The sequence below is a fragment of the Uliginosibacterium aquaticum genome, assembly GCF_012972705.2.
Lineage (GTDB): Bacteria > Pseudomonadota > Gammaproteobacteria > Burkholderiales > Rhodocyclaceae > Uliginosibacterium > Uliginosibacterium aquaticum.
On record NZ_JABCSC020000001.1, the window covers coordinates 1,386,375 to 1,410,253 of the forward strand.

19 protein-coding genes are annotated in these 23,879 nt (G+C 62.5%); 15 read left to right on the forward strand and 4 right to left on the reverse strand.

Translation table 11 applies throughout. The features are described from left to right. Nucleotides 1-6: 6 nt before the first annotated feature. Nucleotides 7-1,917: an ABC transporter substrate-binding protein gene (locus HJ583_RS06170; RefSeq protein WP_170021078.1), complete on the forward strand. Its 1,911-nt coding sequence runs from the start codon at nt 7-9 to the stop codon at nt 1,915-1,917. A 118-nt stretch (nt 1,918-2,035) separates the two neighbouring features. Next, entirely contained in the window at nt 2,036-2,752 is a 717-nt protein-coding gene (locus tag HJ583_RS06175) for a DUF599 domain-containing protein (protein WP_170021080.1), read from the forward strand. 94 nt (nt 2,753-2,846) lie between these two features. Here the strand turns inward: HJ583_RS06175 and HJ583_RS06180 are convergent, their stop codons facing one another. Further along, nucleotides 2,847-3,749 carry a LysR family transcriptional regulator gene (locus tag HJ583_RS06180; protein WP_170021081.1) on the reverse strand — a complete coding sequence of 301 codons (903 nt, stop codon included), beginning with the start codon at nt 3,747-3,749 and terminating at the stop codon, nt 2,847-2,849. 144 nt (nt 3,750-3,893) lie between these two features. Between HJ583_RS06180 and HJ583_RS06185 the strand changes: the two genes are divergently transcribed. Both HJ583_RS06185 and HJ583_RS06190 read left to right on the forward strand, forming a co-directional pair. Continuing rightward, nucleotides 3,894-4,523, forward strand: a complete 630-nt coding sequence (locus HJ583_RS06185) for an NADPH-dependent F420 reductase (protein ID WP_170021083.1) — start codon at nt 3,894-3,896, stop codon at nt 4,521-4,523. 73 nt (nt 4,524-4,596) lie between these two features. Next, nucleotides 4,597-5,418, forward strand: a complete 822-nt coding sequence (locus tag HJ583_RS06190) for an isochorismatase family protein (protein WP_217423275.1) — start codon at nt 4,597-4,599, stop codon at nt 5,416-5,418. Nucleotides 5,419-5,502: 84 nt separating this feature from the next. On the opposite strand, the gene HJ583_RS06195 is transcribed toward HJ583_RS06190, so the two are convergent. Next, nucleotides 5,503-6,411, reverse strand: a complete 909-nt coding sequence (locus tag HJ583_RS06195) for a LysR family transcriptional regulator (protein WP_170021084.1) — start codon at nt 6,409-6,411, stop codon at nt 5,503-5,505. A gap of 98 nt (nt 6,412-6,509) precedes the next feature. Here HJ583_RS06195 and HJ583_RS06200 point away from each other — a divergent pair, with 98 nt between their 5' ends. From HJ583_RS06200 to HJ583_RS06225, 6 genes are all read left to right on the forward strand, one after another. After that, entirely contained in the window at nt 6,510-7,136 is a 627-nt protein-coding gene (locus tag HJ583_RS06200; RefSeq protein ID WP_170021085.1) for an NADPH-dependent F420 reductase, read from the forward strand. 62 nt (nt 7,137-7,198) lie between these two features. After that, nucleotides 7,199-8,197, forward strand: coding sequence for an alpha/beta fold hydrolase (locus HJ583_RS06205; protein ID WP_170021086.1), 999 nt, complete (start codon nt 7,199-7,201; stop codon nt 8,195-8,197). Between the two features lie 65 nt (nt 8,198-8,262). Next, a complete protein-coding gene (locus HJ583_RS06210) occupies nt 8,263-8,445 on the forward strand; it encodes a tautomerase family protein (protein WP_170021087.1) in 183 nt (60 codons plus the stop codon). A gap of 101 nt (nt 8,446-8,546) precedes the next feature. Next, the gene (locus tag HJ583_RS06215; protein WP_170021088.1) at nt 8,547-8,840 is read left to right on the forward strand and encodes a putative quinol monooxygenase; all 294 of its coding nucleotides are present in this window, start codon (nt 8,547-8,549) and stop codon (nt 8,838-8,840) included. Between the two features lie 138 nt (nt 8,841-8,978). Continuing rightward, entirely contained in the window at nt 8,979-9,533 is a 555-nt protein-coding gene (locus HJ583_RS06220) for an NADPH-dependent FMN reductase (RefSeq protein WP_170021089.1), read from the forward strand. 103 nt (nt 9,534-9,636) lie between these two features. Then, a complete protein-coding gene (locus tag HJ583_RS06225) occupies nt 9,637-10,260 on the forward strand; it encodes an antibiotic biosynthesis monooxygenase (RefSeq protein WP_170021090.1) in 624 nt (207 codons plus the stop codon). A 327-nt stretch (nt 10,261-10,587) separates the two neighbouring features. Here HJ583_RS06225 and msrB read toward each other — a convergent pair whose 3' ends face one another. After that, complete coding sequence (gene msrB / locus HJ583_RS06230; RefSeq protein WP_170021091.1) at nt 10,588-10,983, reverse strand: peptide-methionine (R)-S-oxide reductase MsrB; 396 nt, start codon at nt 10,981-10,983, stop codon at nt 10,588-10,590. 138 nt (nt 10,984-11,121) lie between these two features. Here msrB and purL point away from each other — a divergent pair, with 138 nt between their 5' ends. The 3 genes from purL (at nt 11,122) to HJ583_RS06245 (ending at nt 17,920) form a co-directional block, all read left to right on the forward strand. Next, nucleotides 11,122-15,048, forward strand: coding sequence for a phosphoribosylformylglycinamidine synthase (gene purL, locus HJ583_RS06235; RefSeq protein ID WP_170021092.1), 3,927 nt, complete (start codon nt 11,122-11,124; stop codon nt 15,046-15,048). After that, the gene (locus tag HJ583_RS06240) at nt 15,006-16,163 is read left to right on the forward strand and encodes a BamA/TamA family outer membrane protein (protein ID WP_217423276.1); all 1,158 of its coding nucleotides are present in this window, start codon (nt 15,006-15,008) and stop codon (nt 16,161-16,163) included. The genes purL and HJ583_RS06240 overlap by 43 nt, the downstream gene beginning before the upstream one ends. A gap of 650 nt (nt 16,164-16,813) precedes the next feature. Continuing rightward, nucleotides 16,814-17,920 carry a pectate lyase gene (locus HJ583_RS06245; protein ID WP_170021093.1) on the forward strand — a complete coding sequence of 369 codons (1,107 nt, stop codon included), beginning with the start codon at nt 16,814-16,816 and terminating at the stop codon, nt 17,918-17,920. A gap of 145 nt (nt 17,921-18,065) precedes the next feature. On the opposite strand, the gene HJ583_RS06250 is transcribed toward HJ583_RS06245, so the two are convergent. Then, on the reverse strand, nt 18,066-20,144 hold the full coding sequence (locus HJ583_RS06250) for a WD40/YVTN/BNR-like repeat-containing protein (RefSeq protein WP_170021094.1): 2,079 nt from the start codon (nt 20,142-20,144) through the stop codon (nt 18,066-18,068). A 268-nt stretch (nt 20,145-20,412) separates the two neighbouring features. Here HJ583_RS06250 and HJ583_RS06255 point away from each other — a divergent pair, with 268 nt between their 5' ends. Then, nucleotides 20,413-22,527, forward strand: a complete 2,115-nt coding sequence (locus HJ583_RS06255; RefSeq protein WP_170021095.1) for a WD40/YVTN/BNR-like repeat-containing protein — start codon at nt 20,413-20,415, stop codon at nt 22,525-22,527. Between the two features lie 130 nt (nt 22,528-22,657). Next, the gene (locus tag HJ583_RS06260) at nt 22,658-23,872 is read left to right on the forward strand and encodes an acetylornithine/succinyldiaminopimelate transaminase (RefSeq protein WP_328824837.1); all 1,215 of its coding nucleotides are present in this window, start codon (nt 22,658-22,660) and stop codon (nt 23,870-23,872) included. Nucleotides 23,873-23,879: the final 7 nt, after the last annotated feature.

Consider the following 23,879-nt stretch of genomic DNA (forward strand, 5'->3'; position numbering starts at 1 on the left):
ACAAGCATGCAGCGATATCTATTTTTCCTGAGCCGGTTTTGGCGTAGCGGGCTGGCTGTCTGGGCCGCTCTGGCCTGTATGAGCAGTCAGGCTTTCAGCGAGGCCCCGGAACTTTCAGCGCGGGTAGCGGCAGGTGAGCTGGCTCCGGTACAGCGTCGCCTGCCAGATTCACCCGAAGTGATTCACGCACTCCCCGGTGCGCGCTACGGGGGCAGCCTGCGCAGCGCCTTGCTGGCCAGTGGTGATGAAAACGGCGTGCTGCGCTTTGTGGCCCAAGGGCTCACGCGTTGGGATACGCGCTTCGAGCACATCCAGCCCAACATCGCGGAGCGCTGGACGGTGAATCGCGATGCGACCGAGTATGTATTCAGTTTGCGCCACGGCCTGCGCTGGTCCGATGGTGTGCCTTTCACGGCAGATGACGTGGTGTTTGCCGTCAATGAAGTGATTGCCGACCGCCGCCTCTCCGGCCCGCCGGCCGATCGCTATCAGGCTGCCGGGGAGACCATGCGGGCGGAGAAAATCGATACCTGGCAGGTGCGCATCCGTTTTGCTGCGGGCAATCGCCTGTTACCCGAGGAACTGGCCGGTCCCTATGGCCATCACCCGGTGCTTTATCCCCGGCACTACTGCACGCGCTTTCATGCGGCCTACAACCCGCAGGCTGATGCCGAGGCCAAACAGGCTGGTCTGAGTGGCTGGATGGCGCTCTTTAACCGTCAGTGCCCGGCCTTCGCGGGGCGCTGGTCTAACCCGGACAAACCCACCCTTGATCCCTGGGTGATCAGTGCAGGCTTGGGGCGCGGTCTGACGCCGGTCGTCCTGCAGCGTAATCCCTACTTCTGGCAGGTTGACCAGCGCGGGCGCCAGCTGCCTTATCTCGATGCAATCCGTTTCGAGCTCTTTCGCGACCCCACGGCCATTCTTGCCGCGGCCATGGAGGGGCGGCTGGACCTGCAGATCCGTCATGTCAGCGGGGTAGCTGCGCGTGAGCGGCTGGCAGCGCTGGTGGCCAGCGGCAGCCATGTGCAGATGAGTTTGCCGGACGTGAATGCGTCGGCAGTCGGGCTTTATCTCAACCACACCACTGTGCGTGACGCGCTGCGCCGCCTGTATGCCGACGTGCGCTTCAAGGCGGCGCTGTCGCAAGCATTTGATCGCGATGCCATCGCGCGCGGCGTGTTCCGCGGTGAAGTCACGCCCTGGCAGGTTGGGCCGCCGCGTGGCCACCGCTTTTACAACGAGAAACTGGCCAGTCAGTTCACCCGCTTCGATCTCGCCGCTGCCAATCACAGTCTCGATGCGTTGGGTCTCACGGCACGCGATGCCCAGGGTTTCCGCCTGCTGCCCGATGGCGCTCGCCTGAGCCTGCGCGCCATCGTCAACAGCAACGCTGAACAGATGATCGCCACGCTCGAGATGGTGCGACAGGACTGGGCGCAGGCCGGTATCGAGCTGGTGATCGAGGCCCTGGATCGTGCGGTGGCAAGCAGCCGGGCGCGCGCCAATGATTACGACATCAGTGTGGATGTCGTCTCCGGTGGTATCGACCCGACCTACAACCCACGCGCCTATCTCGCCCAGCATCCGGCCGATTCGCGCCAGGGCCTGCCCTGGGTGCGCTGGTACGACAGTCACGGCACCGAAGGCTTGGAGCCGCCGCCGGCGATGCGCCAGCGCCTGCAATGGTGGGATGAGTGGAAGGCCGCCCGCTCCGCTGCCGAGGCCGACCGGCTGTTCCAGCGGATTCTCGCTATCGCGGCAGAGGAACTGGAAGTGCTTGGCACCGTCAGCTCGCCGGCCCAGACCGGCATTCGCGCCCGCCGTCTGCAGGGCGTACCTGATCAGATGCCCGGCGCCTGGATCTGGCCCACGCCCAACCCATCACTGCCGCAGCAGTATTTTTTCACTGATTAGCCGCGCCAGAGGCGCGCAGCGGGCACTTCCATGCCCGCTGCGTCAACCCTAGGCATGCGCTTGCGTGCGGGCAGGGCCTCGGGCATCCTTGCCCGCCTGTCATGCGGAGCTGCGCACCATGGATTTCCTGGCTTTCTTCAAGCAGTTCTTCTGGGCCGACTGGTTGGGGCTGGTCTGGTTCCTGATCTGCTGGTTCGGCTATGAGCGCCTTGTGGAGAAAGGCTGGAAGGGGCATTCGACCCTGCTTGTCGAAGGCCATCGCCTGCGCGTGCAATGGGCGCAGCAGATGCTTACGCGCGAGAACCGCATCGTCGATTGCGCGCTGGTCAGCAATCTTGTCAGTAGCGTGAATTTCTACGCCAACACCTCGATCTACATCATTGCCGGCCTCTTCGCGACCCTCGGGGCACTGGACCGCTTCATCGACACCGCTGCCGAGCTGCAGTTCTCGCGCAGCATCTCGCGTGAGGCCATGGAGCTCAAGCTGATCCTGCTGATCACCATCTTCGTGGTGGCTTACTTCAAATTCACTTGGGCGTTGCGTCAGTTCAATGTGCTCTCGATCACTACCGGCGCGGTGCCGCCCAGGGAGTCCGCCCCGGAAGTGCTGGAGCGTTTCGCCCAGAAGCACGCCGCCGTGAATACCTGCGCCGGGGATGACTTCAACCGCGGCCTGCGCGCCTATTACTTCGGCCTCGCCGTGCTGGGCTGGATGCTCTCGCCTTGGCTTTTCATCATCGCGACCACTGTGGTGGTTTACGTTCAAGCCCGGCGCGAGTTTGATTCACTGGTGCTCCGGGCACTGCGTGAGGTGGATGAGATCAAGGCGGAGTAAGGCCGCTTGTGCCAGCCAATGGCCAGGCGCTGGCAGCCTCGTTTTTCGCAAATCCGCCCGTGAGCGAGCGGGGTGTTTCAAAGCTGTTCTTGATTCATGATCGCCATGCGGGCTCGCGCAAAGCTTCCACCAGAAAGTCCAGCAGGCGGCGCACTTTCAGGGGCAAGTGTTTGCGGGTGGGGTAGACGGCATGGATCGGGATCGTGGCGGCGCGCCAATCCGGCATCAATTCAATCAGGGCCCCGCTGCGTAAATCCTCATGGATGAGAAAGTCCGGCTGCAGGATGATGCCTTGGTGTGCCAGCGCGGCTGCTCTGCAGGTGTCGCCGTTGTTGGCGTGCAGCCTTGAGCGGATACGCACCGAGATTTCTTCGTTTTCAGGTCCCTTGAAGCTCCAGGTGTCGCCCCCGGACCAATAGCTGTACGAAATCGCGGCGTGCGCTGCGAGATCTTGCGGGTGTGTGAGCTGGCCGTGGCGAGCGACGTATTCCGGTGAGGCGCACAGCACCATCCGGGTATCGGCGAGTTTGCGGCTGACTAGCCCTGAATCGGGCAATCGGCCAATCCGCACTGCAAGGTCAAAACCTTCCTCGACCAGATCAACCACACGGTCGGCCAGCACGATGTCCAGTGTGAGATGGGGGTTCTCGGTCACGAAACGTCCCCAGAGTGCCGCGAGGTGCATGGCGCCGAAGGTCTGTGGGGCGCCAATGCGTAACCGCCCCCTGATCTCGCCACTGCTGTCACTCAGTTCTGACTCCGCCTCATCTACCGCGAGCAGGATGTCACGGCAACGCTGCAGGTAAGTCTCTCCTTCGCTCGTCAGTGAGAGCCGGCGTGTAGTGCGCTGGAGCAGGCGCACACCCAGATGTTGTTCCAGTTCGTTCACGTGACGTGAGATTGCAGGTTTCGAGAGCCCCGTGCTGTCCATAGCACCCACAAAGCTACCGGCCTCCACAACCGCGACAAAAGTCTTCATGCCTTGAAAGAGATCCATGTTTCGAAATCCGGAACAGTTTGTCTTGTTTGGCCTAGTTTGTTCCGAATGTCGGTACTCGTAAAGTTCATTCCACGGCGGCACCACACGGTGCCCTGGCAGACGGATGAACCGGCTGCTCCCCCAATAGCAAAGGAAAGCATCATGAACATCACCATCATCGGCGCAGGCAACATGGGCTCGGGTTTCGTCAAGCAGCTCTCCGCTGCGGGCCACAAGATCCGCGTCACCGCACAGAATCTGGACAAGGCGCAGGCGCTCGCCGCAGCCCACGCAGGTGTTGAAGCGCTGCCCGCTGCTCTGGCGCTGGGCGACTCGCAGGTGGTTATCGTCGCCACGCCTTTCGGCGAAGCCGTCAATGCACTCAAGTCACTTGGCTCGCTCGAAGGTCGTGTCGTGATCGACATCACCAACCCGCTCACCGCCGACTACATGGGCCTCACCTTGGGCTTCGATACCTCGGCCGCTGAGCAGATCGCCGCCGCAGTGCCGGGCGCCCGCGTGGTCAAGGCCTTCAACACCATCCTGGCTCAGGTGCTGGCGCAAGGGCCAGTCTTCGGCACCAGCCGTGCTCCGGTTTTCTATGCAGCGGACGACGATGCGGCCAAAGCTGTGGTGCGTGAGCTGATTGCCGGCATCGGCTTTACTCCGGTGGATGCCGGTGGCCTCAAGAACGCCCGCTATCTGGAGCCGGTTGCCGGATTGAACATCTACTTTGCTTACGGCGCTGGTCACGGCACCCAGATCGCTCCGAACTGGATCCGCCGCGACTGAGTTTTACCCCGGGCGGTTGCTCCTCGGCACACATCGCGGCCGCCTCCACCCCGACAATTGAAAAGGAATTCCCATGAAACAGCGTCTTTCCCACATCGCCGCCGCCCTGCTGCTGGCAGGCGTTTCCAGCCTCAGCATGGCTGCCGACATCGTCAGCCCGATCAGCGACAAAGTCATGGCCAACCGGGTCCGCCCGGCCGACGCCCGCAAAGCTGGCCGCGTGGCTTACGACAAGCCCACGCCCGAGAACAGCATCATGCTTTTCATTGATCATCAGGTTGGTCTGATGGCGAGCGTGCGCGATTTTCAGCAAGCCTCCGGCTACAAGTCGAATGTGGTGTCGCTCGCCCAGATGGCCAAAGCGCTCGGCATTCCGGTGCTGGTGACCTCCTCGAACGCCCAGTGGCAGAACGGTGACACGCTGCCGGAGCTCAAGGAGCTGTTCAAGGATCAGCCGATCTATCGCCGCACCGGCATCATCAACGCCTATGAAGACCCCACTTTCCGCAAGGCGCTGGAAGATCTGGTCGCAAAAACCGGCCGTCGCCACATCATCATTTCCGGCGTCACCTTGGGCACCTGTGTGACCCTGCCGACCCTGTCGATGCTCAATGATGGCTACCAGGTTTATCCGGTCGTGGATGCCTCCGGTGCCTGGAGCCGCTATGAAGCCGAGGCCGCCATGCAGCGCATGACTGCCGCCGGTGCCGAACTGGAATCGGTGTTTGCACTGGGCGCCGAACTGCAGGCGGACTGGAAAAATCCGAGCGCAAACGACATGCTGCCGCCCTTCATCAACGGCCTGCCGGAGTACGGCTGGGTACTGCAGAACTACTGGAACAATGCCGACCCGGCCAAGCGCCCGGTGCAGGATCCTTTCGGCATCGTGAAGTAAGCAAGGTCAGCCTTTGCCAGAGCCCGACGGCAAGAAGCCGCCGGGCTCTTCTGCGTCGACATCAGGCAACTGAATGCCGATGAATCATGCCTCCAGATCAGGTTGGGCATCTGTACCGAAGGCGGCCAGCGCAAAGTCGACGAAGCTGCGCAGCTTGGGCGTCATGCGGCGGTCCGGCGCATACACGAGATGGAAGGGGCGGGTCGGTACCGGAAAGTCCGGTAGTAATTCGACGAGCCTGCCTGCAGAAATGTCTTCGCGCACCAGCTCGCAGGGCTGCAGCAGGATGCCCATGCCGGCGCGCGCGGCCATCAGCAGCGCCTCACCACTATCGACCATCAGCTTGCCGGAGACCGCGACGCTGATCGGCCCCTCCGGCCCCTCGAAACTCCAGCGGGTTCGCAACTCGGTGTAGGAAAAGCCGAGGCACTCATGCAACTCAAGATCGGCGGGATGGGTGATTGGCGCGTGGCTGGCGAGATAGGCGGGTGCCGCGCACAAGCGCAGGCGATAGGGTGCAAGCCGGCGCGCGATCAGCCCGCTGTCTGAAAGCTCGCCAACCCGGAAGGCCACGTCAAAACCTTCATCGATCAGGTCAACGAAGCGGTTGGCGAGCGACATGTCGACCGACACTTCGGGATACGCGGCCAGGTATTCAGGCAGACGCTTGGAGAGCGCATGCACGCCGAATGACACCGGGGCATTGATGCGCAAGCGCCCGCGCGGGGTGCCGCCGCTCATGGCGGCCATGCCTTCAGCGGCCTCCACCTCGGCAAGGATGATCTTCACTCGCTCATAGAAGGCAAAGCCCGCTTCGGTGAGGTGCTGGCGCCGCGTGGTGCGGTTGATCAGGCGCACGCCCAGATGCTGCTCCAGGGTCTGCACATGCTTGCCGACCAGCTGGGAGGACATGCGCAAGGCTTCCCCTGCAGCCGAGAAGGAGCCGGACTCCACGGCCTTGGCAAACACGCTCATGCTCAAGAGACGATCCATTGCAAACGCTCCGTTTCAAGTAATGGTAATTATCGGTCATTTATCCGCAGTGGTTTCAAGTCTTAAAGTGTGTGCTCCAACCAACAAGGAGCAAGAACATGAAAATCGCCATCATCGGAACCGGCAACATGGGCGCAGGTCTGGCCTCGGCACTGGCTGCTGCAGGACACGAAATCAGCGTCGGCGCACGCGATCTGACCAAGGCCGCTGCTCTGGCAGAGAAGATCGGTCACGGCACAGTGGGTGGCGGGATTGCCGCCGTAGCCAAGCTTGCCGACGTGGTGATTCTGGCTCTGCCGTTTGGTGCTGCGGCCGAGGCCATCAAGCTGGCCGGGGACCTGGCCGGCAAGCTGCTGATCGACATCTCCAACCCGATCAGCGCGGACTACAAGGAACTCACCATCGGTCACACCACTTCGGCTGCCGAAGAGATCCAGAAGCTCGCCCCGCAGGCCCGCGTGGTGAAGGCCTTCAACACGATCTTTGCGCAATTGATGGCGCCCGAATCCCGCAGCGGCAAAACCCTGCAAGTGTTCGTGGCGGGCGATGACGCAACAGCCAAGGCCACCGTATCCGGGCTGGCGCAGTCCATCGGCTTCGAGGCCGTGGAAGCTGGCCCCCTTTCCAACAGCCGCTTCATCGAGCCTATCGGCGAGATGAACATTCATTTCGGCTACTTCCTCGGCAAGGGCCCGAGCGTCGCGCCGGCCTGGGTGCAGATTTAAACCGGTTGCCCTCACTAAGCGGCCTGCGTCAGCGGGCCTCTGGATTGCCTTCAAGGATCATCATGGACTTCCGTATTCGCACAGCGCTGGGCGCTCTCGCCTTGCTGGTCAGCACCAGCCTCGCACTGGCCGCCCCGGCCATCGAAGTGCTGGGCCACGACTTCCGCTTTCCCAACAAGCTGGAGGGGCTTCCTGCGAAGCTCTCAGACTTCAAGGGCCTGCAGATCAACAGCTTCACCACGAGTGACGGTGTGAGGCTCAGCTACTGGGAGGCGGGTTCCGGCAAGCCGCTGGTGTTCATCCCGGGCTGGTCGGCCAACGGCGCTGAGTACATCAATGTGATGTACCTGCTCAGCAAGAATTACCACGTCTATGTGCTGGACCCGCGCAATCAGGGCCTGTCGCAACGCGTCGATTACGGCACGCGCATCGCCCGTTTTTCTGTGGACCTGAAAGAGTTCTCGACACACCTCGGTCTGAAATCAGCCGATTACATCGGCTGGTCAATGGGGGCGTCCGTGCTATGGGGTTACATCGACCTCTTCGGTACGCAAGGCATGCGTAAGGCTGTCTTCGTGGATGAGCCGGTGTCGATCTATTCACATGCGGACTGGTCGGAGCAGGAGCGCCTGGAAGCCGGCGGCATGACCTCCTCAGTCGAGCGCATGGTCGCCAGTTTCACGGCCGGCGCGCCGACCAACCAGCTCGTGGTCGACATGAAGGTCATCGAGCGTGCGATAGCCACAGATTCGCCCTATTACGTGAACTCGCTAGCTTTCGCCAACGCGTTCATCAAGACCGACCCTGCCTTTACCGCCAAGGTGCTGTTCGATCACGCGACCAATGACTGGCGCGACGTGATCCGCCACAAGATCACCGTGCCCACCGCGATCTTCTCGGGCGAGTACAGCCACAACCTGCCCAGTCAGCGCTGGATGGCCTCGGTGATTCCGCATGCCCGGCTCTATGCCTATACCGAGGCTGAGCAGGGAGACCACTTTCTCATGTTCAAGAACCCGTTCAGATTCACTCAGGATCTGCGCGATTTTCTCGAACATTGAGTCCGCGCCGGCTTCGGCCGGCAAACCTCCCCAACCTACACCTCATTCCATTCAAGGAGAAACCCATGCCCGTCGTACGCGTCAGCTGGTTCGAAGGTAAAGACACCCCCACCAAACAGGCTGTTGCAGCCGAAATCACCGAAAGCATCGTGCGCAATACCGGCACCGATGCGAAGTACATCTACGTCATCTTCGAAGACGTGAAGCCCTCTGACTGGGCCGGTGAGGGCAAGCTCTACGGCGGCTGATACCTGCCGACCATCCCCGGCGGTGCGCTTGTGGCAGCGCACCGCTTCATCCATTGATTCATCCGGCGACTGACAGCAGCGCGCCGACCTGAAGGATTCCCATGAGTATCACGATATTCGCAAGCGTCGAAGCCAAGGCAGATGCCGTGACTGCAGTCGAAACCGCATTGCGCGCAATGCTCGAGCCGACACGTGCCGAACCTGGTTGCCTCAGCTACGAGCTGTTCGCCTCGCGAGATGCTCCCGGCATCTTCCACTTGCTCGAAACCTATACCGACGATGCGGCGCTGGCGGCCCATCACGCCTCCGCGCACTTCGCCGGACTCGTTGCGAGTATTGGCGACAAGCTCATGCGCGAGATCCGCATCGAGCGGATCGCTGAGCTTGAGGCCTGAACGGTTCCGGTTCTTACGGAGAGTGTCGGGAGATTTCGCAGTAAAGGAATGCCTTCCGCTTGCCGTCAAGGTAAGGGATGGCATGAGTCAATGCCTAGCGACCCTTCTTCCTTGCGTAAATGAATGGGTGAAATCAACATGAGTAAGTTCAAGCTGCTAGGAATAGCCGGAAGCCTTCGCAGGCATTCGACTAACAAGGGGCTGCTTAGGGCTGCGAAAGCCTCGCTGCCTGACGATGTCACGATGGAGGTTGCGGACCTGTTACAGGTTCCGCTATTCAATCCGGACTTTCCTGATCCTCCTCCCTCGGTGAGAAGAGTGTTCGATCAGATGGCAGAGGCGGATGGTTTTGTTCTGGCTGCTACCGAGTACAACTACTCTGTTGCCCCGGCGTTGAAGAACATTCTGGACTGGGCCTCAAGAGTGCCTGGCAACGCGCTTCTGTGTGGCAAGCCTGCTGCCATGCTGGGCGCAGGTGGGCCGATGGGAACGGGGATCGGTACGGCACGCGCTCAATACCATTTGCGGCAGATCTGTGTGTTTCTCGATTTGCGAGTCCTGAACAAGCCGGAGGTTTTCGTGAACGCTTATGCAGGCGGCTTTGATGAGGAAGGGAACCTGACCGATCCCGCTGTCATCGAGGCTGTTGCAGCCCAGATGCAGGCTTTGCGCTGCGCTTTAAAGCTCAATTGAAACGCTCGGGGGATCGGCCCTTCTTGACTGCTAAGATCAATGCACCTAACAGCCCAGCCGCCCCTTGTAATCAAGAGGTTGATCTGCGGCGTCCCCGTCCCTGATGAAAACACCGAATGCTTGGACAATGAGTGATGCATCCGCCCACCCCGTATTGCTGCTCGTAAGCCGTCGCGCCAAAGCCGGGCATGAGGCTGAATTTGAATGGCTGATGGCCGAGTTCATCCATGCTGCCGAGGCCTTCCCCGGATGTCTAGGCGCTCAGTTGGTCCATCCTGGAGATGAGGAGGATGTTGAGGACACCCTCTACCATGCTTTGATGGCGTTCAAAGACGCCCAAAGTCTGGATGTCTGGCAAAAGTCGGCTGAGCGCTCCGCAGGGCTGGCCAGCATAGAACCCTATTTGGAAGGCCCAGCAGTGATGCGCGGCATTTCCGGGCTTGCGCACTGGTTTCAGGCTCCAGCTGGCGTCAAGCAGACTCAGCCTCCCCGCTGGAAGGTGGCCCTGGTCACATGGCTGGGTATTTTCCCAACGGTATATCTCCTCTTCCTGGAGTTGGGAGAGGTTTTGGCGCCCTGGCCACTTTTGCCCCGGATCTTTCTCCTGACGATGCTGGTGGTGATCATCATGACCTGGGGCGTTGCGCCACAGCTAACCCGGCTACTCAAGCCGTGGTTGTTTCCTTCCGCGAAGCCCAGTGTCCACAAGGGCCCCGAGCGGCCTTAGAAGCTGTTTACGATCTTACGGCGAGGCCGTGATCAGGGCTCATGCGCTGCTCGGAATCCTCATTTATCAACATAAACTCCGGTTCCTGTGCTGCGCTTCCCCACGGTTTGCTTCGCACAGAAAACCGGCTGCGGCAGCGCAGAGCAGGCTCTGTGCTTACCCAGCCTCAGCCCCTGCTGACGGCCTGTCGCTGCAGATCGTGAACAGCTTCTTAGCATACCTGGGTCGGGAAGCATGCTGCAGACAAGTCGCCAGGCGACTTGCTGCAAATACCTGGCATTCCAAAGTGCTGCAAAGGGCGATGCAGTCTGCGACAGCCCGTGCGTTTCAAGTCTTGTCCAACTTGATCGAGGCCGAGTTGATGCAGTAGCGCAGGCCGGTCGGGGCAGGGCCGTCATCGAAAACATGGCCCAGGTGCGCGCCGCACTGCTGGCACAGCACTTCGGTGCGGTACATGCCGTGGGAAAAGTCTTCGCGCTGCTCGACGTTTTCCGGCGCAGCGGCGCTGTGGAAGCTGGGCCAGCCGCAGCCGGCATCGAATTTCGTGTCCGACTGGAAGAGCTCGGCACCACAGCAGCGACAGCGGTAGTCGCCGTTTGACCATTCGTTCCAGTATTCCCCGCTAAAGGGGCGCTCGGTGCCGGCCTGGCGGGTGACGCGGTATTCCTCGGGGCTCAATACTTCACGCCATTCTGCGTCGGTCTTCTCGATGGGGCGGGGCATGGTGGGGGCTCTCTGTGATTGTGAATTGGCTTGTCTTCAAGACCTTACGGCATTTTTGCCCAGTTTTGGAGGGGCGCTTCCGCTATAATCCGGCCTCCCTCAGACCGGCCCGGCCGGTTTCAATCCAGAGTGCCTCCCATGTCCGACATCCTCAGCCTTCGCGGCGCACCGGCCTTTTCGGCTTCGCGTCTCTCTCGCCTATCCGAATCCTTGAGCAGCGCTGGCGTGAAATTGCGCGCGCTGGCTGCTGAATTCTGGTACTTCGTTGAGATCGAAGAAGCACTGTCGGCGCAGGAGTTGGAGCGTCTGGTCGATTTGCTCGATGCCCGCCCGGCTACCTCCGCTGCGCCGGCCGGCACGAATCTGCTGGTGACGCCGCGTCTGGGCACGATCTCGCCCTGGTCCTCGAAGGCCACCGACATCGCCCACAACTGCGGTTTTGCCAAGATCGTGCGCATCGAGCGCGGCATCCAGTTCTCGCTGGATGGCACGTTCGCCCGCGATACCGTGCTGCCGCTGCTGCATGACCGCATGACCGAATCGGTGCTGGACTCGGTGGACGCCGCTGCCGGTCTCTTTGCCCACTATGCTCCGCAGCCGCTGACCAGCGTCGACACCCTCACCGGCGGACGCGCCGCGCTGGTCGTCGCCAATACCGAACTGGGCCTGGCGCTGTCGGAAGACGAGATCGACTATCTGGTCGAGAACTTCACCAAGGTGAATCGCAACCCGACCGACGTCGAGCTGATGATGTTCGCGCAGGCCAATTCCGAGCACTGCCGCCACAAGATCTTCAACGCCGACTGGATCATCGACGGCCGCAAGGAAGAGAAATCCCTCTTCGGCATGATCAAGGACACCCACAAGGCGCACCCTGAGGGCACCATCGTGGCCTACGCGGATAATGCCTCGATCATCGAAGGCTTCGAGGTGGATCGCTTCTACCCGGATGCCGATGGTCAGTGGGCTTACCGCAAGGAGCTGACCCACATCCTTGCGAAGGTGGAAACCCACAACCACCCGACCGCGATTTCGCCTTTCCCCGGCGCTTCGACTGGTGCGGGCGGCGAGATTCGTGACGAAGGCGCAACCGGTCGTGGCTCGCGTCCGAAGGCCGGTCTGGCAGGCTTCACCGTGTCGAATCTGAACATTCCCGGCGCGACTCAGCCCTGGGAAAAGGCCTACGGCAAGCCTGAGCGCATCGCCTCCGCGCTGGACATCATGATCGAAGGCCCGCTCGGCGCGGCTGCCTTCAACAACGAATTCGGCCGCCCGAACCTGACCGGCTATTTCCGCACTTTCGAGCAGGAAGTCGAAGGCGAAGTGCGCGGCTATCACAAGCCGATCATGATCGCCGGCGGTCTCGGCTCCATTCAGGCCGAGCAATCCTTCAAGACCAAGTTTGCCCCCGGCACCTTGCTGATCCAGCTTGGCGGTCCCGGCATGCTGATTGGTCTGGGCGGTGGCGCCGCGTCCTCGATGGCGACCGGCAGCAACACCGCTGATCTGGACTTTGCCTCGGTGCAACGCGGCAACCCGGAAATGGAACGCCGCGCGCAGGAAGTCATCGACGCCTGCTGGCAGCTCGGCGAGAAGAACCCGATTCTGGCCATGCACGACGTGGGCGCGGGTGGCTTGTCCAACGCCATGCCGGAGCTGGCGGATTTCGCCGAACTCGGCGCGCACTTTGAGCTGCGCAATATTCAGATCGAAGAGCCGGGCATGAGCCCGCGCGAAATCTGGTCGAACGAATCGCAAGAGCGTTACGTGCTGGCAATTGCGCCGGAATCGCTGCCGCTGTTTGAATCCTTCTGCGCCCGCGAGCGTTGCCCGTTTGCGGTGGTCGGCACGGCGACCGGTGACGGCCGACTGCAGGTGACCGACAGCCACTTCGGCAATCACGCGGTCGACATGGACATGCAGGTGCTGCTCGGCAAGCCGCCGAAGATGACCCGCGACGTGAGCACGCGCCCGATCTACCTGCCGCCCTTCGATGTGTCGGAAATCGATGTGTCGGAAGCCGCGCTGCGCGTGCTGCGCATGCCGGCCGTGTCCAGCAAATCCTTCCTGATCACCATCGGCGACCGCTCGGTGGGCGGCCTGACCGCGCGCGACCAGATGGTCGGCCCCTGGCAGACTCCGGTGGCCGATGTGGCCGTCACTGCCATGAGCTTCCACGGTTACACCGGCGACGCCTTCGCGATGGGCGAGCGCACGCCGCTGGCCTGCGTGAATCCGGCGGCTTCGGGCCGCATGGCGGTGGGCGAATCCATCACCAATCTGCTGGCAGCGGACATTGCCGACATCGGCGACGTGAAACTCTCCGCCAACTGGATGGCCGCCTGCGGTCAGCGCGGCGAAGATGTGCGCCTGTTCGATACGGTCAAGGCCGTGTCCGAATTCTGTATCGGCGCCGATCTGTCGATTCCGGTCGGCAAGGATTCGCTGTCGATGCGCACCACCTGGAAAGAGGGTGAAGAGGCAAAGTCCGTGACCTCGCCGCTGTCCATGATCGCTACCGCTTTCGCGCCGGTGCAGGACATCCGCAAGACCCTGACGCCGCAACTGAAGATCGAAGAGGGCGTCGAGACCGAACTGGTGTTGATCGATCTGGGCAAGGGCAAGCATCGCCTCGGCGGCTCGATCCTCGCGCAGGCCTACAACTCGGTCGGCGAACATGCGCCGGATATCGACGCCGTGACCATGAAGGCTTTCTTCAAGGGCATCACCGCGCTGAAGCAAGCCGACCTGCTGCTGGCCTACCACGACCGCTCCGATGGCGGCTTGTTCACGACGCTGGCCGAAATGGCCTTCGCCGCCCGCAGCGGCATCTCGATCGAGCTGGATTCGGTGTGCTACGACGACATGGTCAATGACATCGATGGCGCCGAAAAGCGCCCGGATATGCTCAAGGGCCGCTTCAATGATCGCGTCTTCGGCGCGTTGTTTGCCGAGGAACTCGGTGCCGTCGTACAGATCCGCCGCAGCGACCGCGAGCGTGTGCAAGTCATGCTGCGCGAAGCCGGGCTGGGCGCGGAAACCCACTTCATCGGCTTCCCGAATGATCGTGGCGCCCTGCGTATCCGCCGCAATGCCAAGACCGTGTTCGAAGCCGATGTGCACGAGCTGCTGCAGGTGTGGAGCGAGGTCAGCCATGAGATCGCCCGCATCCGCGACGACGCGATGAGCGCCGATCAGGAATTCAATGCTCTGGCCGACAAGGCCGATCCGGGCCTGTCCGTCGCGCTGAGTTTCAATGCGGCCGAAGATGTGGCTGCGCCGTATATTGCCAAATTGAGCGCACGTCCCAAGGTCGTGATCCTGCGCGAGCAGGGCGTGAATTCGCAGAACGAAATGGCCTCGGCTTTCGAGGCGGCCGGTTTCGCTCCGTTTGACGTGCACATGTCCGACCTGATGGCGGGGCGCGTGAATCTGGCGGACTTCCACGGTCTGGCCGCTTGCGGCGGTTTCTCCTATGGCGACGTGCTGGGCGCGGGGCAGGGCTGGGCCAAGTCCATCCTGTTCAATGACAAGCTGCGCGAACAGTTCTCGGCCTTCTTCGGCCGCAGCGACACCTTCGCGCTGGGCGTGTGCAACGGTTGCCAGATGATGAGCAACCTCGCCGAAATCATCCCCGGCGCCGATGCCTGGCCGCGTTTCCAGCGCAACCGCAGCGAGCAGTTCGAAGCCCGCACCGCGTTGGTCGAAGTGCTGGAGTCGCCGAGCATCCTGCTCGCCGGCATGGCCGGTAGTCGCATGCCCATCGTGGTCAGCCACGGCGAAGGCCGTGCCGACTTCAGCCAGCATGGCGCACAAGACAAGGCGCTGGTCTCGTTGCGCTTCATCGACAACAAGGGCGAGGTGGCGAGCGCTTACCCCGCCAATCCGAACGGCTCGCCCGCTGGCATCACCGGCCTGACCACCCCGGACGGGCGCTTCACCATCATGATGCCGCACCCGGAACGCTGCCGCCGCACGGTGCAGATGAGCTGGGCGCCGGCCTCACTGGGAGAGGATTCGCCGTGGATGCGCATGTTCCGCAACGCAAGGGTGTGGCTGGGCTGATTCCACGCCTGATGATGCTCGCTAGCCTGGTGCTGGCAGCATCGCAAGTTCATGCCGAAAACGGCCGTTTCTCCGATCCGGAGGACGGTCGTTTTGACATGAGCGAGCACCTGCTGACCTATCAGGGCATGCTGCCGGTGCCGATCATTGTGACTGAGCCGGCCGTAGGCTTTGGAGTTGGCCTCGCAGCGCTGTATTTCGATGAGTCCATCGCCGACGCGTCGAATAAGAGCCTGGCCGAAACCGGGCGCCGGGCGCCGCCGAACGTTTCCGCCTTTGGCGGTTTCAAGACCGAGAATGGCACCCAGGGGGGATTCGCCGGGCATATGCATGGATGGAACGGCGACCGCATCCGCTCCATCAGTGGCGTGGTCAAGATGGGCATCAACCTGGATTACTACGGGCTGGGCGACCAGGCCCAGCGTTACACCATTGACGGGGCGGGTTTCGTGCAGCAAGTGCTGCTGCGCGCGGGCGACAGTCCCTGGTTAATGGGCCTGCGCTATGCGTATTTCGATACCGAAATGCACTTCGAGCGCGAACGGCCGCTGGATCTGGTGAATCAGTCCGTGTCGGAGACGCTTGGGGTCGGCGGGGTAGTGATTGATTACGACACGCGCGACAATTTTCTCTCCCCTAACTCCGGCAGCTATGTGGAGGGGGAAGCGAATTTCATGCGGCCGGAATTCGGCAGCACCAGCAGTTTCGATCTGCTGGGCGTGCGCGGCTACCACTGGCAGCCGCTGGGGCGCAGTCTTGTGCTCGGCCTGCGGGCAGACTGGCAGCGCGCGCAGGGCGACGCGCCGTTCTGGGCGCAGCCCTATGTCAAGCTGCGGGGTATCCCCGCTGCGCGTTACCAGGACAGGGAGACTGCCGCCGGAGAACTGGAGTTGCGCTATGCCATCGATGACCGCTGGTCGGCAATCGGGTTTGGCGGTGTGGGCAAGGCCTATTGCCGGCGCCATGATTTTTCGGAGGCCGAGCAGGTCACGACCATTGGTGCTGGCTTCCGTTATCTGATTGCGCGCAGGCTGGGGCTGCTGGCCGGGCTGGATGTGGCGCGCGGTCCGGAGGATACGGCGGTCTACATTCAGGTTGGTAGTGCCTGGCGCTGAACTCGCCAGGCGATTGCGCGTCGCACAGGCTTCGCTATCTATTGCCTCGATCCGCTAGTGCTGGCCTGAACTGTTTTGCAAGGTTTGTCTATAAATCCATTGAAATTTTCTATTTAGTTGCGCAAAAGACTTTCTCTCTGGCAGGCCCCCGCACCTTGTTGCACTGCCGGAGTTTGCCGCATGCCGCAGCGCTCTCAGACATAGCCTGGATTGATCCGGACGGGTGTTGCGCGCTACAACCAGGCCGTGCTTTCTGGGCTCTCTGGTTTATGAAATTCACTGATAGGCATGGAGTTTTCTGCTTCTCAGGGGACTGCAGCCTGCACCGATGGGTGAGCTTGCGAATTACTTTGCAGATCTGTCAGGCAACAGTGAGATGCCGCCTTGTCTTCGGCATGCACCGATGTTGCGCCGCAGCGTCATGAGCGCTGACGGAGAGGTATGTGTTTGTAGGCGGGTTTGATACAAGGGTAAACGCTTATTTGTGTCCATTGGTCGCGCTTATGCTGCGCTTGTCTCCATGGCTTGACCCGCGAATCATCCTGCAAGATAGTGCGCACCACTGAACTTATTACTTCAGTCGTAGTAGCCCGGCATCGGCGGCCAAACCCTTGCAGGGCCTCACTAAAACATTGGCAGGAGACAAGACTATGCGTAGCAAGATCCTGATGGGCCTCGCGGCCCTCGCTTTCGCCGGCACTGCTTTTGCCGCGACTGATTATCCTGACGGTTACACCAAGTGCGTCCAGAACACTGGCGCCACCTGTAGCATGAGCGGCACCCGCAACGTTGCGCTGGGTAAATCTGGCAGCTTCGTTTATGCCGTCAAGACTGGCAGCTTCGCCTGTATCGGTTCGGCTTTCCCGACCAATTCCTACACCACTTCGGCTTGGTGTTCCTACGGCGCAACGACGAGCGCCAGCAGTTCCTCCGCAGCTACTTCGAGTGCAGCGGCTTCCAGCGTCGCTTCGTCCGCAGCAGCTTCGAGCAAGGCCGCTTCCTCGGCGGCTGCTTCGTCCGCAGCCGCCAGCAGCACCGCCGCCGGCAGCATCAACATGACGATCCCGGCCGCTACGGCGACTGTGACCAATTCTGGTACGACCACCATCCCGGCAGGCAGCACCAAGAGCTACGGCAACCAGCGTATCGGCGTGAAGAACTCCGTGGGCAACTGCACCAGTGAAGGTCAGATCCCGGTCTTCATCCTTGAAGAGGGCGCAACCCTGAAGGATGTGATCATTGCCGGTGGCGTGAATGGCTCCGACGGTGTGCATTGCAAGGGCTCCTGCACGATCCAGAACGTGTATTGGGAAGATACCTGCGAAGACGCAGCCTCCAACCTTGGCGCGGGCTCGACCATGACCGTCAAGAACGTCATCATCGCCGGTGCGACCGACAAGGCCCTTCAGCACAACAGCAAGAACAGCCTGACCGTGCTGCAGGATTCCTATATCGCTGATACCGGCAAGGTGTGGCGCTCCTGCGGTAACTGTACCAACAACGGCGGCCCGCGCAAACTCACCCTAGACAATGTGAAGGTCGGCAAGGCTGGTTCCATCGCGGGTGCCAACGGCAACTACGGTGACGTGGTGAAGATCCGCAAACTGCAGATCAAGGGTTACAAGTCCGGCAGCCCGAGCGTTTGCGTCGAATACAAGGGTATTGAGAAGAACGGTAGCGCTGAATCGCCGAAGATTGGCGAGAAGTGGAACACCTCTGTTTGCGACGTCAGCACCTCTGACGTGACTGCCTACTGATCTGCGATCGCTAAGTTCTGCAAGATGAAACGGGTGCTGCGGCGCCCGTTTTGTTTTCCACGGTAGCCGGCTCGGCAGCAAGTGCTGAACTCAAGTGGATGCCCAGGCGCCTGCCCTGCCAAGGGGCCAGGCAGAGGGATTCCTTTTACTGCCCCAGGCGCAGGATTCGATCGCCCCAGAAGAACAGGCTGCCACTGGCCGGATTGAGCAGGCTGCCGGCGTAGCGTGTGGGCTCTGGCGGGCTGGCTTCGCGCCAGCTCAGGCCCAGATCGGTTGATTGCAGGATGGCACCGCCACGGCCAGCCACCAGCAGGCGCTGACCGACGGGGTCGTGGGCGATTAGCCGCAGCAGATCGGAGCTGCCGGAGGGGATGTTCTGCCAGCTCTGGCCCAGGTCGGTTGAGCGCAGGATGTAGCCCTTGCTGCCTGCGGCCAGGATGCCGCCGGGCAGGCCCGGGATTGGTGCGAAGTCCGACAGGCTGGTGAATTCCGGCAGCATGATTTTCTCGAAGCTGCGCCCGAGGTCGGCCGAGCGCAGGATGCTGCCCTCGTTACCGGCGGCGAGAAAGATTCCGCCGATCTGGCGCAGGCGCGAGATCCCCTTGGCCAGCCCTGCTGGCAGGTTCTCCCAGTGCGCTCCGCCATCATCGCTGCGGGCAAGACGATCTTCCCGGCCGGCGGCCACCAGCACGCCGCTGTGAGGCTCCTGATCCATGCTTAGCCAGATCGTGTCGCGGTCGGCGTCGCTGGCTTGCCAGCTCTGGCCCCCATCGTCAGACCACAGGATGCCCCTGGCGTTGCTCAGGGCGAGGATGCGCCCAGAAGTCAGCAGGCGCAGTTGCGAGAGGGTGGCGTCGCCCGCGATCTGGTGTGTTTGCCAGCTCCGGCCGCCATCGCTGCTGCGCATCAGGGTTCCGTTGGAGCCGGTCACCAGCAGGCTGTGGCTGGCTGGGTGAAACAGGGCCGTGAAGAAATAGACGTTATCGGGCGCGGTGACGCGCTGCCAGCTTTGGCCGTCGTCGCGCGACAAGGCCAGGCTGCCATTGACGCCGGCCGCCAGTAGCAGACCTTCTGGGGGCGCACTGGCGATGGCATGAGTGTATGGGCTCAGGCCATGCCGCACTATCTGCCAATTGCGGCCATCGTCCTCGCTGCGCGCGATGAGGCCACCGCCTCCGGCAGCCAGCAGCGCGCCCTCAGGCAGTCGGCCGAGGGTTTCAAATTCCTCCATGCCAGCTTGCAGCACTGACTGCCAGAGTCTGCCGCCCTCGCTGCTGCGGAAGATGCTGCCTTGTGCGCCGGCGGCGATGAACTCGCCATCCTGGGTGGCGAGTACGGAGGAGAGAAAGTGGCGGGTGCCGGTCTGGGCAAGCGACCAGCTCAGGCCGTCGTCTAGCGAGTGGAGTACACGCCCGTCCTGAGTCACGGCGGCGATCTGTCCTGTGCGGGCCTGGGCGATGGCATTGATAAGGGCGCCCGTAGCACCGCTTGGCAGGCGGGTGTTCTGCCAGCGCCGGCCGGCGTCGGTCGAGCGCAGGATTTCGCCTGTGCTGAAGGCCGCCAGCAGGCTCCCACTGGCGAGTTCGGCGAGGCGGCTGACGTCTCCGTTGGGCTGAACCGCGATGCGTTGCCAGCGTTTGCCTGTGTCGGTGGAGCGCATCAGCAGACCTTTTTCGCCGCCCGCCAGAAGGATTGAGCTAGATGTGTGGCGTAGCAGGTGGGCGATATAGGCACGTGTTGGCATGCTCACGGCTTGCCAGTCCTTACCGCCGTCGGCGGAGCGCAGTAGGCTGCCGCCTTCACCGGCAGCAAGCAGCAGGCCGGTCTTCTCGTCGGCGAGCAAAAGGCTGCGCAGCGCGAGCGGGGGAATACCTTCAAGCCGCTCCCATTGCTGGCCGCATTGGCTACTGCGCAGGATCGTGCCTTCGCTGCCGGCAGCAATGAACTGGTGACGCCCGGCATCGAAGAGCAGGGCTGAGAAGGTGGCACGCGCCGGGCTGGGGAGACTTTGCCAGTGGCGCCCGCCATCCTGGCTGAGCAGCAAGGCGGCATCGCTGCCGCTCAACAGGGTGGCCGGGCAGGCCGGGTCGCTGGCGGCGACAAAGAGATTGGCGTTACTGGTGCTGAAATAACGGCCATTCGAAGGCATCGCGCCCTGCGCAAAGGCGGCGTGCAGGCACAACGCCAGGGCGGTGGGCATGGCCAGGTGGAATGTCTGCTTCATCTGTCTCGTCCTGTGGTCCGAGCCGCTCTGCGGGGCTCTGCGAGCACGGATTCTGCCATGCGGCCTTGTGCAGCAGTTCAGTGTCCCGGAGCAAGATCGCCGTCCTGTTGTTGTTCTCCTGCGTCAGAAGCAGCAGGGCCCCGCGGGCCGACCGCAGGATTTCCCGCATTTCCATGCCCTGCGCTAGGATCGCCCTTCCGCAGTTAGCGGAATACAAGCCAAACAAGGTGGCCCACCACCTGGCAATCCAAAGGAGACTGGATTCGTGATGAGCAAGCAGAAACTGTGTTGCGCCCTTGCCGCGCTGGGCTGTGCCCTGGTGTTGAGTGCCTGTCAGCGTGAGGCCGCTGGGGTGGGGGGGGCGACCCTGAGCAAGACTCCGCCGACCTATCGGGGCGTGGTGATCAATCCTGCGCTGTATGTCGTGGAGTCGACCGGCAGTGGCTTTCTTGCTGCAGGCTCCGATGGAGCCGTCTGGCGCAGTGAGGATGGTGGTCAGAGCTGGCTGCCGGGCGTGCCGGGGCGGATCGCATCGCTTGCACGTCTGGCCGAAGTGCCGGGCAGCACGCGGCTGCTGGCGCTGGGTGCCAATGGGGCGCTGCAGCGCAGTGAGGATGGCGGACGTAGCTGGCTGCCGATAGCCTCTGGGGTGAGTTCGGCGCTACAGGCCTTGTTTGTCGAGGCTGACGGGCGCCTCGCGCTGGCGGCTGGTCTGGAGGGGGCAATGCTGCGCTCCGAAGATGGCGGCTTGAGCTGGGAACAGATTGCGCTGCCCGGGCCGGCAGCGATCGGCCGGATCGTGCAGGAGCCCAGGAAGGGGGATTTGCTTGCGGTGGGTGGGGCAGGGGCGATCCTGCGCTCATCTGATCGCGGACGTTCCTGGGCGGGCATCGATGCGGGTGTGCACGAAGGGCTGACCGAGGCGCTGGTCGAACAGCGTAGTGGCGATGTGTTGATCGGAGCTGGCAACGGTCATGTACTGCGTTCAAGCGATGCGGGCACGCGCTGGAGCAGGCAGGCCACGGGCCTGAGTTACATCACCCAGATCCTCCAAGAGCCGGCCAGTGGCGTGCTGATTGCACTCGGGGCCGACAGCCATATCGCCCGCTCGGAGGATGGCGGAAAGCACTGGCAGGTGGTGGCGGTGCCGATGCAGGGCGCCTTGCTGCGCGGGGCGCTGGCCGGAAAACGCATCGTGGCAGTGGGCGATCATGGCAGCACATTGGCCTCCGACGATCTGGGCAAGAGCTGGACGGCACAGGCGGCGGGCGAGGATCGTCCGCTCAATTCGGTCGCCTTCGATGCCAGGAGTGGCAGCCTGGTGGCGGTGGGGGCTGGGGGATGGATCATCCGCTCGACCGATGGCGGTCGGAGTTGGCAGACCCGTTCGCTGGGCATCGCCGAGTATGTGCATGCAATTGCCCAGTGGCCGGAAAGCGGCGAACTGCTGGCCGCGGGCATCAATCGCACGGTGTCGCGCTCGAAGGATGGCGGGCGTACCTGGAGCAGCCAGATCATGGGGCAGCTGGTCGAGCCGGCCTATCTCTTCAAGGTGGCGTATGAGCCGGTCAGCAAAAGCATGCTGTTTGCCGGTGGCAAGCGCTCCTGGTTGCGCACGCCGGATGCAGGCGCCAGCTGGCAGCACGAAAGCGCGGAGGGGCCGGTATATCAGGGTTTCGTGAGTCATCCGAAGACCGGGACGGTGATTTTCTTTGGCGACTCAGGCGTGCTGGCGCGCCTGCCGGCCGGGGCCGTCAAGAGCGAGCCGCTGCCGCAACTGGTGGATGCCGCCTGGTTTCGGGGAGAAGTGGATGCCCAGACCGGCAGCCTGTGGGTGTATGGCGCCCAGGGCGCGCTCGCGCGCTCGGACGACGATGGTCGCAGCTGGAGCCTGATCGCAACCGGCACGGATGCCACGCTGTATGGCGGCATCTTCGATAGCGCCCGTGGCCTCTTTCTGCTCTCTGGCAGCAAGGGCCTGATCTTGCGTTCCGAGGATGGTGGACGCAGCTGGCTGCCGGTGGAGAGCGGCTCAGTGGCCATGTTGGGGGCGATGCTGCGCGATCTGAAAAGCGGAACCTTGTTGGTGGCCGGGGCTCAGGGCACTGTCCTGCGTTCGACCGATGATGGCAAGCACTGGCAGTCTGCGCGCACAGGTACGGAAGCACTGGTCCGTGCTTTTGCCATCGAGCCCGGCAGCGAGGCTTTGCTGCTGGCCGGGCGGGATGGCGTGATCCTGCGCTCAACCGACGGCGGCGAGACCTGGCAAGGCATTGCGTCCAATACCGAGTCCCGCATCAAGGCCCTGCTGCCTGATCCGAAGAGCGGCAATCTGATCGCCTATGGCGATCGCATCGTATTGCTGGAGCGGGTGAGTCAGTGAGGTTGGCTGCCCGGATTGCGTGACATCCTTGGGCAGGAGCAGCAGCGCGGCGAGCTTTGCCCTTAAAATGACTCTCCTTGTCCGGCGTCCTGCCGGGTGAGTGTGCTTCTCTCGCAAAAAGGATATTTCAGTGACTGCCGCCGTCTCCCGCGCCGATTTCGATCGCTACATGGTTCCCGTGTTTTCCCCGCTCGACATGATCTTCGTGCGAGGTGAGGGTTCGCGCCTGTGGGACCAGCAGGGTCGCGATTACATCGATTTCGGGGCCGGCGTGGCCGTGACTTCGCTTGGCCACGCCCATCCGGCCCAGCTCAAGGCGCTCACCGAGCAGGCTGCCAAGCTCTGGCATGTGTCGAACTACTACACTAATGAGCCGGCCCTGCGTCTCGCGAAGAAGCTTTGCGACCATACCTTTGCCGAGCGTGTGTTCTTCTGCAATTCCGGCGCCGAAGCCAATGAAGCTGCGCTGAAACTGGCCCGCAAGCGCGCGGTGGACAAGTACGGCCCCGAGAAGATCGACATCATCGCCTTTAACGGCAGCTTCCACGGCCGCACCTTCTTCACCGTGTCGGTGGGTGGCCAGGCCAAGTACTCCTCGGGCATGGGCCCGAACCCGGCCGGCATCGTGCACATCGACCTGCACGACGAAGCCGCGCTGCGCCGCGTGGTGGGCAAGAACACCTGCGCCATCATCGTTGAGCCGGTGGTCGGCGAGAGCGGCGTGGTGCCGGTGAAGCCGGAATTTCTGAAGCTGATGCGCGAGCTGGCGAGCGAGTTCGATGCCAGCCTGATCTTCGATGAAGTGCAGTCCGGCAACGGTCGCACCGGGGCGCTCTACGCCTATATGAACAGCGGCGTCGTGCCGGACATCCTGACTACGGCCAAGGGCATCGGCGGTGGCTTTCCGATTGGCATGATGCTCACTACGGCTGCGGTGGCGGACAAGCACTTCACGCCCGGCGTACATGGCAGCACCTTTGGCGGTAACCCGCTGGCCTGTGCGGTCGCCGAGGCGGTGTTCGACGTCATCAACACGCCAGAAGTACTGGCGGGGGTGAAGCGCAAAGCCGCACATGCTGCCGGGCGTTTGCGCGCAATGGGTGAGAAGTACGCCTGTTTTTCGGAGGTGCGTGAATCGGGCCTGTGGCTGGGCTGCGAGCTGACGCCAAAGTTCGCCGGTCAGGCCGGCGCCTTCATGGCGGCGGCGGCCAGCAATGGCGTGCTACATATTGTGGCCGGGCCGAACGTGGTGCGTCTGGCTAGCTCGCTAATTATCTCGGACGCGGAGCTGGATGAGGGGCTGGATCGCCTCGATCTGACCTGCGCCCAGATGGCCGGGCGCTGATGCTTTG

What these genes read in the sequence shown, in the direction of transcription:
- HJ583_RS06215 (WP_170021088.1), top strand. Translation starts at nt 8,547, where the DNA reads ATGAGTATCACGATATTCGCAAGCGTCGAAGCCAAGGCAGATGCCGTG.
- HJ583_RS06200 (WP_170021085.1), top strand. Translation starts at nt 6,510, where the DNA reads ATGAAAATCGCCATCATCGGAACCGGCAACATGGGCGCAGGTCTGGCC.
- HJ583_RS06245 (WP_170021093.1), top strand. Translation starts at nt 16,814, where the DNA reads ATGCGTAGCAAGATCCTGATGGGCCTCGCGGCCCTCGCTTTCGCCGGC.
- HJ583_RS06170 (WP_170021078.1), top strand. Translation starts at nt 7, where the DNA reads ATGCAGCGATATCTATTTTTCCTGAGCCGGTTTTGGCGTAGCGGGCTG.
- HJ583_RS06205 (WP_170021086.1), top strand. Translation starts at nt 7,199, where the DNA reads ATGGACTTCCGTATTCGCACAGCGCTGGGCGCTCTCGCCTTGCTGGTC.
- HJ583_RS06255 (WP_170021095.1), top strand. Translation starts at nt 20,413, where the DNA reads ATGAGCAAGCAGAAACTGTGTTGCGCCCTTGCCGCGCTGGGCTGTGCC.
- msrB (WP_170021091.1), bottom strand. Translation starts at nt 10,983, where the DNA reads ATGCCCCGCCCCATCGAGAAGACCGACGCAGAATGGCGTGAAGTATTG.
- HJ583_RS06220 (WP_170021089.1), top strand. Translation starts at nt 8,979, where the DNA reads ATGAGTAAGTTCAAGCTGCTAGGAATAGCCGGAAGCCTTCGCAGGCAT.
- purL (WP_170021092.1), top strand. Translation starts at nt 11,122, where the DNA reads ATGTCCGACATCCTCAGCCTTCGCGGCGCACCGGCCTTTTCGGCTTCG.
- HJ583_RS06195 (WP_170021084.1), bottom strand. Translation starts at nt 6,411, where the DNA reads ATGGATCGTCTCTTGAGCATGAGCGTGTTTGCCAAGGCCGTGGAGTCC.
- HJ583_RS06175 (WP_170021080.1), top strand. Translation starts at nt 2,036, where the DNA reads ATGGATTTCCTGGCTTTCTTCAAGCAGTTCTTCTGGGCCGACTGGTTG.
- HJ583_RS06210 (WP_170021087.1), top strand. Translation starts at nt 8,263, where the DNA reads ATGCCCGTCGTACGCGTCAGCTGGTTCGAAGGTAAAGACACCCCCACC.
- HJ583_RS06180 (WP_170021081.1), bottom strand. Translation starts at nt 3,749, where the DNA reads ATGGATCTCTTTCAAGGCATGAAGACTTTTGTCGCGGTTGTGGAGGCC.
- HJ583_RS06225 (WP_170021090.1), top strand. Translation starts at nt 9,637, where the DNA reads ATGAAAACACCGAATGCTTGGACAATGAGTGATGCATCCGCCCACCCC.
- HJ583_RS06190 (WP_217423275.1), top strand. Translation starts at nt 4,597, where the DNA reads ATGAAACAGCGTCTTTCCCACATCGCCGCCGCCCTGCTGCTGGCAGGC.
- HJ583_RS06185 (WP_170021083.1), top strand. Translation starts at nt 3,894, where the DNA reads ATGAACATCACCATCATCGGCGCAGGCAACATGGGCTCGGGTTTCGTC.
- HJ583_RS06250 (WP_170021094.1), bottom strand. Translation starts at nt 20,144, where the DNA reads ATGAAGCAGACATTCCACCTGGCCATGCCCACCGCCCTGGCGTTGTGC.